The sequence below is a fragment of the Pseudoxanthomonas wuyuanensis genome (assembly GCF_900215535.1).
GTDB classification, from domain to species: domain Bacteria; phylum Pseudomonadota; class Gammaproteobacteria; order Xanthomonadales; family Xanthomonadaceae; genus Pseudoxanthomonas_A; species Pseudoxanthomonas_A wuyuanensis.
Genome location: NZ_OCND01000001.1, coordinates 541,404 through 558,652 on the forward strand (window position 1 = coordinate 541,404; position 17,249 = coordinate 558,652).

Here is a 17,249-nt window from a genome sequence, read left to right on the forward strand (position 1 = left end):
AGGAACGAGGAACGAGCAGGGTGCAAGGAGCGAGGCGATCTACTCGTTCCTCGTTCCTCTCCACTCGTTCCTGGCTCTTACAGGTCGAACAGCATCCGGCTGGGGTTTTCCAGCTGGTTCTTGATGTCGACCAGGAACAGCACCGCGTCCTTGCCGTCGATGATGCGGTGATCGTAGGACAGCGCGATGTACATCATCGGCGCAATCACGACCTGGCCGTTCTCGGCGATCGGGCGTTCCTTGATGGCGTGCATGCCCAGGATGGCGCTCTGCGGCGGATTGACGATGGGCGTGGAGAACAGCGAACCAAAGGTGCCGCCGTTGGTGATGGTGAACGTGCCGCCCTGCAGATCGTCCAGGCCCAGCTTGCCGTCGCGGGCCTTGGCCGCGTACTCGCCGATGCCCTTTTCGATGTCGGCGAACGACATCCGTTCGACATTGCGCAGCACCGGCGTGACCAGGCCTTTCTCGGTCGATACGGCGATCGAGATGTCGGCGTAGCCGTGATAGATGATGTCCTTGCCGTCGACCGAGGCGTTGACCACCGGGAAGCGCTGCAGCGCGTTGGCGGCGGCCTTGGCGAAGAAGCTCATGAAGCCCAGCTTGACGCCGTGGGCCTTCTGGAATTCCTCGCCGATCTGCTTGCGGGCGGCGGCGACCTTGCTCAGGTTGACCTCGTTGAACGAGGTCAGCATGGCGATCGATTCCTTGGACTGCATCAGCCGCTCGGCGATGCGCTGGCGGATGCGGGTCATCGGCACGCGCTCTTCCGGGCGTGCGCCTGCGGCCTTGCCGGCGCCGCCGGCCTTGGCGTAATTGACCAGGTCTTCCTTGGTCACCGCGCCGCGGCGGCCGGTGCCTTCGACATTGGCCGGGTCGATGCCCTGGCTGACCGCGGTGAAGCGCGCACCCGGGGGCAGGCCATCGGCGCTGGCGACCGGGGCCGGCTTGGTGCTGGCCGGCGCCTTGGCTTCGGCCTGGGCGGCTGCGCCCCTGGACTGGACTTCCTGCGCGCCGGCATCGGGCTTGGCTTCACCGGATTTTTCCTCGGCTGGTGCGGCGGCGGTGGCGCCCTCTTCGATGATCGCCAGCAACTGCGAACTGGTGACGGTGTCGCCTTCGGCGAACTTGATTTCCTTCAGCACGCCATCCACCGGCGACGGCACTTCCAGCACGACCTTGTCGGTCTCCAGGTCGACCAGATTCTCGTCGCGCTTGACCGCGTCGCCGGCCTTTTTGTGCCAACTGGCGATGGTGGCATCGGAAACGGATTCGGGAAGAACCGGAACTTTGACTTCGGTGGCCATGGGGTGGGGCGTCCTGGTGGTGTTAATCGGGTAATGGTTCGAATTGCGGGGCAGCCGGCGCCTATTCGGCGACGGTCTGGTCGCCGAGCTTGTTGACCAGCGCATCGGCGATCAGCTTCAGTTGCTCTTCGACATGTTCGGCAAGATGCCCGGCGGCCGGCGACGGCGAACGCGGGCGGCCGGCGTAGTGCAGAACCTGCTTGTCGCCAAGGCAGGCATTGAGGTGGTGGCGGATCTGGTACCACGCGCCCTGATTCTGCGGTTCTTCCTGGCACCAGACCACGTCGGTGGCCTTGCCGAAGCGCTTGAGTTCGGCGGCCAGCGCCTCGCGCGGGAACGGGTACAACTGCTCGACGCGCAGGATGGCGACATCGTCCTGGCCGCGCTTGTGCGCGTCTTCCAGCAGGTCGTAATAGACCTTGCCCGAACACGCCACCACGCGCTTGACCTTCTTCGGGTCGGCGGCATCGTCCGGAATCAGGTGCTGGAACTCGCCGTTGGCCAGTTCGTCCAGGCTGGACACGGCCAGCTTGTGGCGCAGCAGCGACTTGGGCGTCATCACCACCAGCGGCTTGCGGGTGGTCATGCGCATCTGCCGGCGCAGCATGTGGAAGCACTGGGCCGGGGTGGTCGGTACGCAGACCAGCATGTTTTCCAGCGCGCACAGCTGCAGGAAGCGCTCCAGGCGCGCCGAGCTGTGTTCCGGGCCCTGGCCTTCGTAGCCGTGCGGCAGCAGCAGGGTCAGGCCGCTGATACGGCCCCACTTGGCTTCGCCGGCGGCGATGAACTGGTCGATGACCACCTGCGCGCCGTTGGCGAAATCGCCGAACTGCGCTTCCCAGATGCACAGCGTGTTGGGATCGGTGGTGGAAAAACCGTACTCGAACGCCATCACCGCTTCCTCGCTGAGCAGCGAGTCGATGACGGTGGCCTGCTCGGGCTGTTCCACCAGCTGCCGCAGCGGCAGGAACCAGCTGTCGGTCTTCTGATCGTGCAGGATGGCGTGGCGGTGGAAGAACGTGCCGCGGCCGGCGTCCTGGCCGACCAGGCGCAGGCCATGGCCTTCGGCCAGCAACGTGGCGTAGGCGAGATTTTCGGCGAAGCCCCAGTCGCCCGGCAGTTCGCCGGCGGTCATCTTGGCGCGGTCTTCGTAGATCTTGGCCACACGCGGGTGCAGGGTGACGCCGGTCGGAATGGTGTTGATGATCCTGGCCAGCTGTTCCAGCGACTGCCGCTTGACCCGGGTATCGACCGGATCGCTGATCTTGCCGGTCACGTACTTGGACCAGTCGATCGCCAGGTCTTCGGTCTTGGCCTTGGCCAACTCGGTGGTGAACTCGCCCGAATCCAGCTTGGCGCGGAATTCATCGGCCATGGCCTTGCCGCGATCGGCCGCAATCACCCCGTCCGCTTCCAACTGCCTGGCATAGAGCTCGCGGGTGGTCGGATGCTTGCGGATGGTCTGGTACATCAGCGGCTGGGTCGCCGCCGGCTCGTCGGCCTCGTTATGGCCGTGGCGGCGGTAGCAGACCAGATCGATGACCACATCCTTCTTGAACTGCTGGCGGAAGTCGTACGCCAGGTTGGCGCAGAACACCACCGCTTCCGGGTCGTCGCCGTTCACATGCAGCACCGGCGCGCCGATCATCTTGGCCACGTCGGTGCAGTAGAGGGTGGAGCGGGCGTCGTCGCGGGCGCTGGTGGTGAAGCCGATCTGGTTGTTGATGACGATGTGCACGGTGCCGCCGACGGCGAAACCGCGCGCCTGCGACATCTGGAACAGTTCCATCACCACGCCCTGGCCGGCGAAGGCGGCATCGCCGTGCATGATGATGGGCAGCACCGCCTTGCGCTCGCTGTCGCCGCGGCGTTCCTGCCGCGAACGCGCGCTGCCGACCACGACCGGGTCGACGATTTCCAGGTGCGAGGGGTTGAACGCCAGCGCCAGATGGACCGGACCGCCCGGCGTGGCGATGTCGGCCGAAAAACCCATGTGGTACTTGACGTCGCCAGCGTGGGCCAGGCTGTCGTGCTCGAACTTGCCTTCGAATTCGTCGAACAGCTTGCGCGGGCTCTTGCCCATCGTGTTGACCAGCACGTTGAGGCGGCCGCGGTGGGCCATGCCGACCACGATGTCCTTGACCTGGCCTTCGCCGGCGCGCCGGATCATCACGTCCAGCATCGGGATCAGCGAATCGCCGCCTTCCAGCGAGAAGCGCTTCTGGCCGACGTACTTGGTGTGCAGGTAGCGTTCCAGGCCCTCGGCGGCGGTCAGCCGCTCCAGCGTGCGGCGCTTGTCGTCAGGCGACAGTCCGTAGTTGCCGCCGGCCGCTTCCAGCCGCTGGTACAGCCATTGGCGTTGCTCGAATTCCGGAATATGCATGAATTCGGCGCCGATCGAGCTGGCATAGGTCGCCTTCAGCCGGGCCAGCAGATCGCGCAGCTTCATCCGCGGCTGGCCGGCCAGGCCGCCGGTGCTGAATTCGCTGTCCAGGTCTTTTTCGGACAGGTTGTGGAAATCCAGGCCCAGATCCGGCGGGTTCACCGGCGGGCTCAGGCTCAGCGGGTCCAGCCGCGCGCCCAGGTGCCCGCGCGAGCGGTAGGCGGTGATCAGGCGGCCGATATTGCGCTCGCGCTCATCGCCGCTGCCGGACGGGGCGGCGGCATAGCCGTTGTTGGCGGCCTGGCGGGCGGCGCCGCTGATCTGTTCGATGACCACCGAATGTGGAATATCGCCGGCTTCGCGGCCCTTGAAGCCGTCGAAGAAGGCCTTCCATTTGGGGCCGACGCTATCGGGAGCGACCAGGTACTGCTCGTACAGGTCTTCAACATAGGAGGCGTTGCCTCCGTTGAGCTGCGAGGATTGCGCAAACTGCTTCAGGAGATTGTCCACGATGGCGATAGCGATGGCGTGCGTAGGGGTGGGAGGCTGGTTCGGCGGGCGATGACGGCCGCTCGCCGGAACGGAAGGCAATTTTCGAATTATACCCGTATGCCAGCGGAGGGGCGTACGCACATAGGACTAAAGGAGCAAGATGCAGGGCGGGCGCACGGAATCGGCGCCTATCGTGCCGGCAAGCCCGTCGCTCCGCACCCATCGCCGGTGCGCTGTCCCGGCGACATGCCATTGCATGCGATCAGATGCCCAGCGCGCGGTACTCGCTGCAGGGGCGTGCCCGTTCCCAGATGCGGGCGAATTCCTCCTGCAACTGGCGCGCACGGCCCGGGCTTTCCAGATCGGTCTCGCCGTCGAAACGATGCCCCAGCGGACGGAAGTAATAGCCGCCGGCATCGTTGGCCACGAACGCGGACGGGTAGGCGCGATCGACCGGGTCGGAGACCTCGCGGAACGCGAATACGCTGGGCAGGCGCTGGGCCAGCCCCAGCAGCGGCGCCAGGTTGCGTTGCGGAGCCGCCGCGTCCTGCAGCAGGATGCGCACCTCGCCGCCGCGCCCGCGGATAGCGAAGCGGCGCAGCGCTTCCAGCGCCTGCGGATGATCCAGCAGGCCCGGGTCGAGCTCGCGGCTGTAGATCGACAGCGAGCGGCGGGCCTGGGTCACCAGCCCGACCACTGCGGCGACCGCCACCGGCGCCAGCTCCACCGCGGCCGCGCCGCCAAGGCGCCTGCGCATCGACTGGTGTTCGATGCCGGCTTCCCAGAACCTTTCGCCATAGGGCAGGAAGCCGTGCCGGGCATAGAAGGGCTCGGCGCTGACCTGGGCATGCAGCGAGACTTCCGGCCAGCGCTGCTGCCGGGCCTGCTCCAGCAACGCCAGCAGCATGGCGTCGCCGACGCCGCGCCCGCGCCATGGGCCCAGCACCGCCATCCGCCCGATCTTGCGTTCGGGCGTCAGCCGGCCGGTGCCGATCGGCTGGCCGGACGCATCGCGGGCAATGACGTGCCGGCAGAGCGGGTCCAGGGCGTCCCATTCCTCCTCCACAGGCACCTGCTGCTCCTGCACGAACACCGCTTCGCGCACCCGGCGCAGATCGTCGCAGCCGCTGGCGTAATCGATCGATTCGACCCGGAAATCGGCCATCCTCAGTCCTCGTCGCCCAGCAGCAACTGGTAATGGCCCTGGGTCATCAGTGCGATGACGGCGTCGCGGCCGCCGTCGGAAAGCGCCGCGTAGGCGGCGCCATCCAGCGTTTCGGCCGCGGCAATGCGCTGCGCGTCGGCGACCGGCAGGGCGTAGTCGTCGCCGTTGCAGAACAGGCTGGCGCCGCGCTTGCGCCGGCGCCAGGCCAGCCGCGAAAACGGGTGCCGCTGCAGCACGGCACCCTGGCCGAGATCCCATTCGACCTCGATGCGAGAGCGGCTTTCCGGTGCCGGCATCACTTCGCCGGAAGCGCGATAGGTGGTGATGAAACGGCCGAACCAGTCGCCCAGCCTGTCGGGATCGTTCATGCGCAGCGCGTTGAGCGCTTCGACCACGCGCGCCATCGCCGCGGCGTCGATCTCGTTGGGGTCCTTCGGCGGCGCCAGATCCTCGTCGTGGTAGCGGATGGCCTCGTCGGCGTCGGCGACCAGGGTGTCCAGGTAGTCGCCGATCAACTCGGCCGAGGAGGGCGCGCGCATGCCGAAGGAAAAGGTCAGGCACGGGTTGACCGCCACCCCGTGGTGCGGCATGCCCGGCGGCAGGTACAGCATGTCGCCCGGCTCCAGCACCCAGTCGTGGGTCGGGGTGAACTGGCGCAGCAGCTTCAGTTCGGCATCATCGCGGAACGCGGTGGGGGGATTGGGGCCGGCATCGATCTGCCAGCGGCGCTGGCCCTGCGCCTGCAGCAGGAACACGTCGTACTGGTCCACATGCGCGCCGACCGACCCGCCGGTGGCGGCGAACGACACCATGATGTCGTCCAGCCGCCAGCGCGGCAGGAAACCGAAGTGGCGCAGCAATTCGCGCACGTCGGCGTCCCATTTGTCCACGTCCTGCACCAGCAGGGTCCAGTCGTGGTCGGGCATGCCGGGGAATTCCTCTTCCTGGAATGGCCCGCTGCGCAGCGTCCACCGGTCCTGCTGGCGGTCGTGCACCACGATGCGCGACAGCGCCGCTTCCTCGCAGGCCAGCCCGGCCAGATCCTCCGGTTCTATCGGCGAGACGAAATCGGGGAAGGCATTGCGGATCAGCAGCGGCTTCTTCTGCCAGTACTCGCGCAGGAAACGCGCGGCGGGCATGCCGAGGAAATGCTTGGCGGTGGCGTGGACTTCGATCATGGCGCGGTCTTTTCGGCAGGGGCGGCAGCTTCTTCGGCCAAGCGCGCGTCCAACCGCCTGCTGGCCGCTTCGCTGTAGGCGCGGCAGGCGCCGGTGTTCGCCAACGGTTCGCTGGCGCCGGCGCCCAGGCGCGACCAGAGCCGGCTGGCCGACGGATGCGGCGTGATCAGGATGTCGCAGGGCAGTCCGGCGACGCGCGCCAGGCTCTGGCGGAAGGCGGCGACGTAGCCCGGATGCGCGGCCTCGTCGCTGTAGCGGTATTCGTTGTCGGAGATGGCGGTCAGGCTGTCGGCGTAGACGATCTGGCGGCAGTCGCCGTCTTCGCACGAGCGCCAGGTCCAACTGGTGCCGCCAGGCGTGTGGCCCGGCGTGGCGAGCGCCTGCAGCGCCAGCGTCCCGATCCTGACCACTTCGTCATCGGCGATGGTCCGCACGTTGGCGACCGCGGCGAAGGGTTGCAGCTCGAGCAACTGCGGGTCGCTGCGATCGCTGGCGCCGCGCTGGAGCGTGGCCACGGCGGCTGCGCGCGACAGCACCGGCGCGCCGCTCGCGCGTTGCAGTTCGGCCAGGCCGCCGGCGTGATCGAAGTGTTCGTGCGAGAACACGATGGCGCGCACGTCCTCCGGCTTGAAACCCAGCGTGCGGATGTTGGCGAGGATCTGCGCACCGCCCTCCGGTGTGGCGCCGTCGATCACGATATGCCCCTCGGGCGAGGCGATCAGCAGCGCGCTGATGCCGCAGGTGCCGACGTACCAGCTATCGCCGTGGATGCGCTGCGGTACGGCGGGGTCGTTCCAGCCGGCATTGGCGGCGCAGGGCTTGGGCGTGGCGTCGGCCGTCGTCGGAGCCGGTGCAGTCGATGGTGCGGTGCTGCAGGACGCCAGTGTGGCGAGCGTGAAGCCCGCAAACAGGGCGGCCCGCATGGCGCGCACCGGAAGCCTCAAAGAACACCCGGCGCGGCCATCCCGGCGCAGGCCGGGACCCGGTGCCTTTGCGCGTTCCTCACCGGAAGCCGCCGGGTTCCCGCTTGACCAGCCGTTCGGCTGTTGAAAGCCGCCGGAATGGCGGGAGGAACGGCCTGTTGTGTCCAGCGAACGCATGCAGATCCTTTTCAGTTCGTCGTGATTTCATCGTAGCCGCGGCCCACGAACTGCAACAGGCACCAGCCGTGGCCGAACGGGTCGGCCAGGCGCACGATGCGGCCCCAGTTCGCTTCGCGGAGTTCGGTTTCCTGCCGCATGCCGGCCTGCAGGGCGCGCTCGAGGGCAGGTTCCAGCCGCTCCACGGCCACATCCAGATGGATCGGCGTCCAGTGTCGGCCATAGCCGCGGCGCGCGTCCGCGGCGGCCACGCTGCCGGCCGCGTTCTGCAGCAGATAGATGGGCGCCTGCAAGCCCAGCAGTTCCACGCCGCCGGCACCGAAGCGGTGGCCGGCAGTCAGATCGAATGCCTGCGTATACAGCGCTTCGGCAGCCGCCAGGTCGGGGACATCGATGTTGATCAGCAACTGCATGTTCACCGTCCTTTTGCCGGATGGCGCCGAGCTTGCCCGGCTGAATCTTCTCCGAGGCCTTTCCGAAGTCCTCCCGCCGACAAAGGCCGGCGCTCCGCCGCTCGGTCAGATGCCGCGCGCCAAGCGTTCGGCCAGCCCGGTGTAGCTGCCCGGCGTCATCGCGATCAGGCGTTGCTTGGCATCGGCCGGCAGATCCAGCGATTCGATGAAGCCGCGCATGGAATCGGCGGTGATGCCCTGGCCGCGGGTCAGTGCCTTGAGCTGCTCGTACGGGTTGGGCAGGCCGTGGCGGCGCATGACGGTCTGCACGGCTTCGGCCAGCACTTCCCAGGCCGCGTCCAGGTCGGCATCCAGCCGCTCCGGCGCCACGGTCAGCTTGCCCAGGCCCTTGGCCAGCGAATCCAGCGCAACCTGGGTATGGCCGAAGGCGGTGCCGAGCGCGCGCAGCACGGTGGAGTCGGTCAGGTCGCGCTGCCAGCGGCTGATCGGCAGCTTGGCGCTGAAGTGCTCGAACAGCGCATTGGCCAGGCCGAAGTTGCCCTCGGCGTTCTCGAAATCGATGGGGTTGACCTTGTGCGGCATCGTCGACGAGCCCACTTCGCCTTCCTTCAGCCTCTGCCTGAAGTAGCCCAGCGAGATGTAACCCCAGACATCGCGCGCCAGGTCGATCAGGATGATGTTGGCGCGGCGGGCGGCATCGCCTATCTCGGCGATGTTGTCGTGCGGTTCGATCTGGGTGGTGTAGGGGTTGAACACTAGGCCCAGGCTCTCGACGAAGCGCTGCGCGAAGGCCGGCCAGTCCACGTCCGGATAGCTGGCGACATGGGCGTTGTAGTTGCCGACCGCGCCATTGATCTTGCCGGTCAGCTCGACCGCGGCGATCTGTCTGCGCTGGCGCTCCAGGCGGGCGACGACGTTGGCGATTTCCTTGCCCAGCGTGGTCGGCGAGGCGGTCTGGCCATGCGTGCGCGACAGCATCGGCTGCGCCGCCTGGGCGTGGGCCAGGTCGCGCAGCGTGGCGGCGACACCATCCAGCGCCGGCAACAGCACTTCGCGCCGCGCCTGTTCCAGCATCAGCCCGTAGCTCAGGTTGTTGATGTCTTCGCTGGTGCAGGCGAAATGGACGAATTCCAGCGCCGGCCCCAGTTCGGCATCGTGCTTCAGCTGTTCCTTGATGAAGTACTCGACCGCCTTGACGTCGTGGTTGGTGGTGCGTTCGATTTCCTTGACCCGCGCGGCATTGGCGACCGAGAAGTCCGAAGCCAGCGCGCGCAGGCGTGCCGCGGCGGCGGCCGAGAATGGTGCCAGCTCGGCGATGCCTGGTTCGGCGGCCAGCGCCAGCAGCCATTCCACCTCCACCGTGACCCGCGCTTTGATCAGCCCGTATTCGGAAAAGATGGGGCGCAGCGCATCGACCTTGCCGGCGTAGCGGCCATCGAGCGGGGAGAGGGCGAGCAGTTGGGTTTCCACGGACATGCGGGTTCGGAGGCGGGAGAGGGCAAACCGCAATTCTACCGGGGTTGGCTGGGGGATGGGCCGGAGCGAAGCGGCTTTTCGGAACGACGGAATGCGGATCCAGGCAGACCGGCACCGGGAGGCGCGACTTTCGGCAACACGGATGTCGCCGAAAAAAACTCCAATGGATGGATTCACGGCCTGTTGCGCCACCTGGGGCACGTCTGCGCCGCTCATGCCCGACCATCGGCGTAAGATCTGGAGTTTCCGCAAGAACGGAGCGCAACCATGGCCGAGAAGCAGCAGCGCGGACGCGCCTATCGTACCGAGCGCGACAGCATGGGCGAGTTGCAGGTGCCCGCGGCCGCCCTCTGGGGCGCGCAGACCCAACGCGCCGTGCAGAACTTCCCGGTATCCGGCAGGCCGATGCCGCGCGGCTTCATCCGCGCGCTGGGCCTGGTCAAGGCCGCCGCCGCCGAGGTCAACGCCGAACTGGGCTTGCTGCCCAAAGGCATTGCCCGGGCGGTGCGCGCCGCTGCGCTTGAGGTCGCCCAGGGCCGCCATGATGGCCAGTTCCCGGTCGATGTGTACCAGACCGGCTCCGGCACCTCTTCCAACATGAACGCCAACGAGGTGATTGCCGCGCTCGCCTCGCATGCTGCCGGCAAGCGCCGGAAGGGTGCGGCGGTGCATCCCAACGACCACGTCAATCTGGGCCAGAGCTCCAACGACGTGATTCCGACCGCCATCCGGGTGTCGGCGCAACTGGCGGTCGTCGAAGACCTGCTGCCGGCGCTGGCGCACCTGCGCAAGACCATCGACCGTCGCGGCAAGGCGTTGGCGAAGGTGGTCAAGACCGGCCGCACCCATCTGATGGACGCGATGCCGCTGACTTTCGGACAGGAGTTCTCGGCCTGGTCCGCGCAACTGGCCTCGGCAGAACAGCGTTTCGCCGATACGCTGAAGCGCCTGCGCCGCCTGCCGCTGGGCGGCACCGCCATCGGTTCGGGCATCAACGCCGACCCGCGCTTCGGCGCAAAAGGCGCCAAGGCGCTATCGGCGCTGACCGGGTGCAAGTTCGAGAGCGCCGGGAACAAGTTCGAAGGCCTGGCCGCGCAGGACGACGCCGTCGAGCTGTCCGGCCAGCTCAACGCCCTGGCGGTGGCGCTGATCAAGATCGCCAACGACCTGCGCTGGATGAACTCCGGCCCGCTGGCGGGCCTTGGCGAGATTGAGCTGCCCGCGCTGCAGCCGGGCAGTTCGATCATGCCGGGCAAGGTCAATCCGGTGATTCCCGAGGCCACGGTGATGGCCTGCGCGCAGGTGATGGGCCACCATACCGCGGTCACCATTGCCGGGCAGACCGGCAACTTCCAGCTCAACGTCGCCCTGCCGCTGATCGCGGTGAACCTGCTGGATTCGATCGCGCTGCTGGCCAATGTCTCGCGACTGCTGGCCGACTCGGCCATCGCCGGGCTCAAGGTGCGCGAGGACCGCGTGCGCGAGGCGCTGGATCGCAACCCGATCCTGGTCACCGCGCTCAACCCGGCGATCGGCTACGAAAAGGGCGCCGCCATCGCCAAGCAGGCCTACCGGCAGAACCGGCCAGTGCTGGAAGTGGCGATGGAAGTGACCGGGCTGGCGGAAACCACGCTCAGGCCGCTGCTGGACCCGGCCGTGCTGGCCAGGGGCGGCATCCACGGCAAACCGGGCGGCGGCGGCGGGTGAATCGACGCGACGCCAAGCTGGTTCTCGTCGCGCCCGCCGCTGTCATCAATCGCCGGTACTGTCGATGCGGCAGTTCCTGGCTTCGTCGTCGCTGATGTTGGCGTAAGGCTGGAATTCCGGCAGCGCGGCGGCCACTGCGTCCTGCGCTGTTTTCAGTGCCGCCACCCGGTCGCAGATCTTCAGCGCTTCCTGTTGCAGCTTTTGCGATTCGGCTTCGATCTTTTCGCGACCGGCATCGGGATTGCCGCTGAGAACGCCCTTGATCGCCTCTTTCGCCGCCTTGCCGCCCAGCGCCGCGCCCTGTATGCCGATTTCGGCGCCCTGCTGCGCGATCCCCTCCATCTCCTTGCGGTAGGCCAGCAGCAATGCGCGCTGTTCGGCGTTGGTGTCGACCTTGTCGCCGCCGATGACCAGTTCACCATCGGCGGTGATTTTCGCCTTGGGCATACCGGTCGCGCTGAGGGTGATGTCCTTGCCGCGAAGGCCGGCGCTGACTTTTTCGCCGACCGTGCCGGTGTCGGGTTTGCAGGCGGCCAGCGCCATGACGGACAGCAAGGCGAGCAGGGCGGTATGTCGTATCGGCATGGCGGGAGTCCTTGTTGGAAACGGGATGTACGAATGAATCAGCGCTTGCGCGGCAGATCCACCCGGCCCGAGACATTGGAATGCTTCAGCGAACCGCTGCCGCTTGAGCGCACGGTGAAATCGCCGCCGACATCGCGCGCATCGACGCTGCCGGAGCCGACCGAACCGACGCTCACGCTGCCGGCGATGTTGCGCAGGTCGGCATCGCCGGATCCGATGGAGCCGATTTCGACGTCGCCATCGGCGCGGTCCAGTTCGAAGTCGCCCGAGCCGATGCTGCCCACCTTGGCGTCGCCGCGGACCTGCCTGGCCCCCACGTCGCCGGAGCCGATGGAAAACACCTGCAACGAACCGACGTCTTCAAAATTGATATCGCCCGAACCGACAGACGCTGCCGCCAGTCCGCGGATGCCGCGGGCAAGGACGTCGCCGGATCCGACATCGACGCTTAGCACCGGCGCGCCGGTGACCTCGGCATCGCCGGAACCGACCTTCAGCTGCACCGGCATGTCGTCTGGCAGGCTGGCGCTCAATTCCATGTAGGCGTAATTGCGGCCAAAGAAGAGACCATAGGACTGGTCGTCACGCGCGGCCCGGACCAGCAGTTTGTCGCCTACCTTCTGCTGGGTCAGCTTCAGTTGCTCCAGGCTGCCGGCTTCCGAGGCACAGGCGCGTCCATGGACGGCGGCGCTGGCGCCGGGACGGGAATCCACCTTCAGCTCGTGGGGACCGATCTCGAACACCACGGCCTTCACGCCGGCCAGTTCGAGCTGGAGATCGCGGGGTTGGGAATGCTTGCAGTTTTCGCCAGCCAGTGCGGTGGCTGGCAGCGACAGCAGGGCGGCGATCAGGAATTTATGCATTACTGGGTTCTCCAGGTAAAAGGCTGAAGCTGCGAGAGGGTCGATAGTCCCGGCGTGGCGCGGGAATCAGTCGCTCTCGCGCCAGCGGCGCAGATAGATGGCTCCGGCGATCAGGGCGATGCCGGCCACGGCGCCAATCCATAGGTCGGCGGTTCCGAAGATGTGCCAGTTGTTGCCCAGGTTCAGCATCCGGATCAGATCGGCGGGCGATTCCACCTGCGTCTGCGCCAGTTCGCTGCCGGTCTGCAGGCTGCGCGGCGACCAGGCGCCCGGCAGCACGCTGAGCAGGCCGCGATAGACCACCGTGTACCACAAGCCGGCATAGGGAATCTTGATGCCCAGGATGCCCAGCATGCTCACCATCACGCAGGCCAGCACCGGAATCAGCACCGCCCACAGGAACGGCTTGCTGCGTGCCCAGGCCGAGCAGAACATCAGCCAGCCAACCGCCGGCAGGGCCCAGAACAGATACAGCGGGATGGTCGACAGCGCGTTGCCGATGACCGTCAGCGGATGCGAGTGGGTGAACATGGACAGCCCGCCGGGCACACCCATCACCGCCATCGAGCCGGCGGTGATGATCCACAGCACCAGTCCGACCAGCATGCCGATGACGATCGACAGCACCGGGGCCAGCAACAGCGCCCAGGTTGCCTTGGACAGCACCATCTGGGTGTCGGAAACCGGCAGCGATTTCCAGAACAGCACGCTGCGATCGCGGCGGTCGTCGTAGAGCGTGCCCAGCGCGTAGAAGAACACCACGAAGGCCAGCACGATCTGGGTCAGTCCCAGTCCGCCCATCAGGATGCCGTCGCCGACGGCGCCAATCTGGCGGGCGTACTCGACCGCATCGTCGCCGATGTTGATGTCGAAATCCGCGTTGCTCTTGACCTTGACCACGCCGATGATCGAGGCGATGAGCGTCAACGCGCTGACGATGGCGCCGGTTACCACCGGCGCCCAGAAGAAGCCGCCGCGGTTTTCCCAGAACTCGCGCTTCAGCAGCCACTTGAAGGCAGTGCCTTTGGAGGCGTGTGCGGTCGTCACAGCGTTCATGCGTAGGTTCCTTTCATGATGGCGACGAACAGATCGGCCAGTCCGGGGGTACGGGTTTCGCCCAGCAGCGCCAGTTGCTCGCGCGATGCGCCATCGAACAGCAGCACGGTCTTGCCGAACGGCAGGCCGCGTTCGTCGATGGGCTTCAATGCGCGCGCCTGTTCCACCTTGTCCGCCGAAACCAGGGCTTCGGTATAGCGTTCGGCGACTTCCTCCATCGGCGAAGCCAGCACTATCCTGCCGTCGCGGATGAACATCACATCGGTCAGGATGTGCTCGATTTCCTCCACCTGATGGGTGGTGACGATGATGGTCTTCTGTTCGTCGAAGTAGTCTTCCAGCAGGCGCTGGTAGAACTGCTTGCGGTACAGGATGTCCAGGCCCAGGGTGGGTTCGTCCAGCACCAGCAGCTTGGCGTCGATGGCCATCACCAGCGCCAGATGCAACTGCACGATCATGCCCTTGGACATCTCGCGCACGCGCAGGTTGGGCTTGAGCTGGGTGTTGGCGATGAAACGCTCGCACTTGGCGCGGTCGAAGCGCGGGTGGACCCCGGCGACGAAGTCGATGGCCTCCTTCACCCGCATCCAGCGCGGCAGCACGGCCACGTCGGCGATGAAGCAGACATCGTTCATCAGCTCATCGCGCTGCTTGCGCGGGTCCAGGCCCAGCACCTTCAGCTGGCCCTCGAAGGGGATCAGCCCCAGGATGGCCTTCAACGCCGTGGTCTTGCCGGCGCCGTTGGGCCCGATCAGGCCGATGATCCTGCCGGCTTCGATATCGAAGCTGGTGTCGTTCAACGCAAGCTTGTTCTTGTAGGCCTTGCGCAGGCCGTGGGCGGAAACCACCGTGTCAGGTGCCATTCCGTCGGAAATCGCGGCGCTCATCATTTCTTCCCCTTGGATTGCAACAATTCTTCCAGCGACAGGCCCAGGCGTTCGATGCGCTCGGCCACCGCCGGCCATTCCTCGTGCAGGAAGCGCTCGCGCTCGCTGCCCAGCAGCTTCTTGGACGCTTCCTCGGTCACGAACATCCCCAGTCCGCGGCGCTTCTCCACCAGCGCTTCGTCGGCCAGTTCCTGATAGGCGCGCGATACCGTGATCGGATTCAGCTGGTACTCGGCGGCCACCTGGCGCACCGAGGGCAGCGCGTCGCCCGGCTTCAACAATCCGTCCAGCATCATCGCGATCACGCGATCCTTCAGCTGGCGGTAGATGGGAGCGCCGTCGCTCCACTGGATGGAGGTCATGTTTCAGCTCCGCGGACGCAGCGACTGCGCAAAAGAGAAGTAGGGCATCGACAGCGAGGCGCGTGCGCGGCGCGGCTTGGGCTTGCCGGCAGTTTCGCTTTCGGGCGTCAGCAGTTCCGCCTTGAGCGCTCCGGACAGCGGGTCGTCCATGCCGGCATCCGGCAACAGTCCGGGCCGGGCGCCTCCGTTCAGCAGGCCCATGGCCAGCAGCGCAAGACCGGCGCCGGTCACGGACAATGGATAGGTGAGCTTGTGGTTCATGGCGTCCCCCCTGTCAACTGGGTGAGTGGTGTTGTATGTAACTATAACACCGATACACGCAAGGTCAAGTCATCCGGCAGGTTTTTGCCACCCAACTAAAGGCATACTGTCCCCAGCCCTGATGGAGTTCTGGCGATGAACATCAAGTTATTGAAAAGTATCGGTTTATCTGCGTTCCTTCTGGTCTCGGCCAGCGCCCTGGCAAGCGATCTGCTGGACCTCAGCTACCGTCCGCTGGCCGGAAAAGAGCCGGTCAACCTGAAGCAGACCTATGCGGGCCAGGTCCTGCTGGTGGTCAACACCGCCAGCAAATGCGGGTTCACCCCGCAGTACGAGGGCCTGGAAGCGCTGCAACAGAGATACGGCGGGCAGGGTTTCAATGTGCTCGGATTCCCGTCCAACGATTTCATGGGGCAGGAGCCCGGCAGCGAAGAGGAGATCCAGGAATTCTGCACGCTGACCTACGGGGTCAAGTTCCCGATGTTCGAAAAGGTGCAGGTCAAGGGGCCGCAGGCCACACCGCTGTACCGTTCGCTGGCGCAGGCCACTGGCGTGGCTCCCGGCTGGAACTTCCACAAGTACCTGATTGCGCGCGATGGCCGCGTGGTGGCCAACTTTCCCAGCAAGGTCAAGCCCGACGATCCTCAGCTGATCGCGGCCATCGAGCGTGAGCTGAAGAAAGAGAAGCCGGCTAGATAGAGGTGTTATGGACTTTGGGATGAGATGCGTTGCCCGCCAGCGCCGCTGCAGCAAGGCGGCCGGCGCCGACCTTGGGTGTGGTGCCCAAGGCCAGCCGGGCAACGCGGCTGCGGCGACGCTGGCGGGCAACCCTTCGGGAAGGCCGCTGTTGCGGCGCCATGCGGCGTTGCCCGCCTTGGCCAGGCGGCCAGCCTGCCCCGCAGCGTGCGCCTTGCCTGACACCGCAACAGCGGCCTTCGCATTCACCCCAAAGTTCATAACACCCTCTAGGCGGTTGCGCGCATATGCCACAATAACGGTTTGCTGCCATGGCGTTCATGGCACGGGTTTGAGGAGTTCTGGATGAAGCGGTCGGTCAGCGGCATTGCCGCTTTGGTGGCAATCACGATGTCAATGCTGGGAGGCAGTTTGTCTGCACAGGAAAAAACCGCGCTGGTAAGCGAGCGCGACAAGGTCAGTTATGCGGTTGGCGTGGACGTGGCCAGCTCGTTCGAACCGGTCGGTCCGTTCATCGATCTGGCCGCATTCGAGAAGGCGCTGAAGAACGCGTTCAGTGGCGGACAGCCGCTGATCTCGGAAGACGAAGCCCGCCAGACCGACCAGGCGCTGCGGGTCAATATCGCCGCCAGCCAGGGCCAGCCGATTCCGGGCATGCCGCCCGGCAGCACGCCGCCTCCGGTCGATAAAAGCAAGGTCGGCCTGATGCTGGGCGGATTCGTCGTGGGCCAGGCGCTGGCGCCGATGAAGGACGACATCGACGTGGCGGTGCTGATGCAGGCCATGCGTACGGCGTTGGGCAAGACCGGCACGCCATTGCTGACGGTGGAGCAGGCGCAGGCCGAGATGCAGGCGTTCATGACCCGGCAGCAAGGTCAGGCCGGCGCCAAGAACCGCGCCGAGGGCATCAGCTTCCTGGCCGAGAACAAAACCAGGAAGGGCGTCATCACCACCCCGACCGGGTTGCAGTACATGGTGCTGCGCGAAGGCAATGGCGCGCGTCCGCTGCCCAGCAGCCGGGTGCGCGTCAACTACGTGGGCACGCTGTTGAACGGCACCAAGTTCGACAGTTCCTACGATCGCGGCCAACCCGCCGAGTTCGGCCTGAACCAGGTCATTCCGGGCTGGACCGAAGGTGTGTCGCTGATGCCGGTCGGTGCCAAGTACCGGTTCTGGATTCCGTCGGAACTGGCGTACGGCCCCAATGGCGCGCCGGGCGGCGTGATCGGTCCTGACGCCACGTTGACCTTTGATGTCGAATTGATGGGTATCCTGCAGTAGTAGTTCCTACTCCCCCAAGTCTTCAGGAGCTGTCTGG

General features: G+C 66.2%; 15 protein-coding genes and 1 pseudogene. 3 read left to right on the forward strand and 13 right to left on the reverse strand.

Translation table 11 applies throughout. From position 1 onward, the window contains the following. Nucleotides 1-77 precede the first annotated feature (77 nt). The 7 genes and pseudogenes from sucB to purB all read right to left on the reverse strand — a co-directional run bounded on the left by sucB (nt 78) and on the right by purB (nt 9,514). Nucleotides 78-1,307 (reverse strand): dihydrolipoyllysine-residue succinyltransferase, encoded by a 1,230-nt coding sequence (sucB, locus tag CRO39_RS02430; protein WP_097120262.1) that lies wholly within the window; start codon nt 1,305-1,307, stop codon nt 78-80. Nucleotides 1,308-1,368: 61 nt separating this feature from the next. Next, entirely contained in the window at nt 1,369-4,200 is a 2,832-nt protein-coding gene (locus tag CRO39_RS02435) for a 2-oxoglutarate dehydrogenase E1 component (RefSeq protein WP_097120263.1), read from the reverse strand. A 244-nt stretch (nt 4,201-4,444) separates the two neighbouring features. After that, nucleotides 4,445-5,347, reverse strand: a complete 903-nt coding sequence (locus CRO39_RS02440; RefSeq protein WP_097120264.1) for a GNAT family N-acetyltransferase — start codon at nt 5,345-5,347, stop codon at nt 4,445-4,447. Nucleotides 5,348-5,352: 5 nt separating this feature from the next. Continuing rightward, nucleotides 5,353-6,525 (reverse strand): annotated as a pseudogene (locus tag CRO39_RS02445) (ribosomal protein uL16 3-hydroxylase); the annotation flags it as partial. Continuing rightward, nucleotides 6,522-7,448 (reverse strand): subclass B3 metallo-beta-lactamase, encoded by a 927-nt coding sequence (bla, locus tag CRO39_RS02450; RefSeq protein ID WP_162125662.1) that lies wholly within the window; start codon nt 7,446-7,448, stop codon nt 6,522-6,524. The pseudogene CRO39_RS02445 and the gene bla, both read right to left, overlap by 4 nt. A gap of 188 nt (nt 7,449-7,636) precedes the next feature. Beyond that, nucleotides 7,637-8,038 (reverse strand): VOC family protein, encoded by a 402-nt coding sequence (locus tag CRO39_RS02455; RefSeq protein WP_097120267.1) that lies wholly within the window; start codon nt 8,036-8,038, stop codon nt 7,637-7,639. A gap of 105 nt (nt 8,039-8,143) precedes the next feature. After that, nucleotides 8,144-9,514 (reverse strand): adenylosuccinate lyase, encoded by a 1,371-nt coding sequence (purB, locus tag CRO39_RS02460; protein ID WP_097120268.1) that lies wholly within the window; start codon nt 9,512-9,514, stop codon nt 8,144-8,146. Nucleotides 9,515-9,781: 267 nt separating this feature from the next. Here purB and CRO39_RS02465 point away from each other — a divergent pair, with 267 nt between their 5' ends. Beyond that, nucleotides 9,782-11,221, forward strand: a complete 1,440-nt coding sequence (locus CRO39_RS02465; protein WP_097120269.1) for a class II fumarate hydratase — start codon at nt 9,782-9,784, stop codon at nt 11,219-11,221. A 45-nt stretch (nt 11,222-11,266) separates the two neighbouring features. Here the strand turns inward: CRO39_RS02465 and CRO39_RS02470 are convergent, their stop codons facing one another. The 6 genes from CRO39_RS02470 to CRO39_RS02495 form a co-directional block, all read right to left on the reverse strand. Next, nucleotides 11,267-11,806, reverse strand: coding sequence for a YggN family protein (locus CRO39_RS02470; RefSeq protein WP_097120270.1), 540 nt, complete (start codon nt 11,804-11,806; stop codon nt 11,267-11,269). A 38-nt stretch (nt 11,807-11,844) separates the two neighbouring features. Continuing rightward, the gene (locus CRO39_RS02475; protein ID WP_097120271.1) at nt 11,845-12,669 is read right to left on the reverse strand and encodes a DUF4097 family beta strand repeat-containing protein; all 825 of its coding nucleotides are present in this window, start codon (nt 12,667-12,669) and stop codon (nt 11,845-11,847) included. Nucleotides 12,670-12,735: 66 nt separating this feature from the next. Then, nucleotides 12,736-13,725, reverse strand: a complete 990-nt coding sequence (locus CRO39_RS02480; RefSeq protein WP_097120272.1) for an ABC transporter permease — start codon at nt 13,723-13,725, stop codon at nt 12,736-12,738. Continuing rightward, nucleotides 13,722-14,588, reverse strand: coding sequence for an ABC transporter ATP-binding protein (locus tag CRO39_RS02485; protein ID WP_425479655.1), 867 nt, complete (start codon nt 14,586-14,588; stop codon nt 13,722-13,724). Before CRO39_RS02485 ends, CRO39_RS02480 begins: the two co-directional genes overlap by 4 nt. 23 nt (nt 14,589-14,611) lie before the next feature. Further along, the gene (locus CRO39_RS02490; protein ID WP_097120274.1) at nt 14,612-14,974 is read right to left on the reverse strand and encodes a GntR family transcriptional regulator; all 363 of its coding nucleotides are present in this window, start codon (nt 14,972-14,974) and stop codon (nt 14,612-14,614) included. 3 nt (nt 14,975-14,977) lie between these two features. Next, nucleotides 14,978-15,235 carry a hypothetical protein gene (locus CRO39_RS02495; RefSeq protein ID WP_097120275.1) on the reverse strand — a complete coding sequence of 86 codons (258 nt, stop codon included), beginning with the start codon at nt 15,233-15,235 and terminating at the stop codon, nt 14,978-14,980. A 135-nt stretch (nt 15,236-15,370) separates the two neighbouring features. Between CRO39_RS02495 and CRO39_RS02500 the strand changes: the two genes are divergently transcribed. Together CRO39_RS02500 and CRO39_RS02505 are read left to right on the forward strand one after the other, a co-directional pair. Next, complete coding sequence (locus CRO39_RS02500) at nt 15,371-15,934, forward strand: glutathione peroxidase (RefSeq protein WP_097120276.1); 564 nt, start codon at nt 15,371-15,373, stop codon at nt 15,932-15,934. Nucleotides 15,935-16,276: 342 nt separating this feature from the next. Continuing rightward, entirely contained in the window at nt 16,277-17,212 is a 936-nt protein-coding gene (locus tag CRO39_RS02505) for an FKBP-type peptidyl-prolyl cis-trans isomerase N-terminal domain-containing protein (RefSeq protein ID WP_097120277.1), read from the forward strand. Nucleotides 17,213-17,249: the final 37 nt, after the last annotated feature.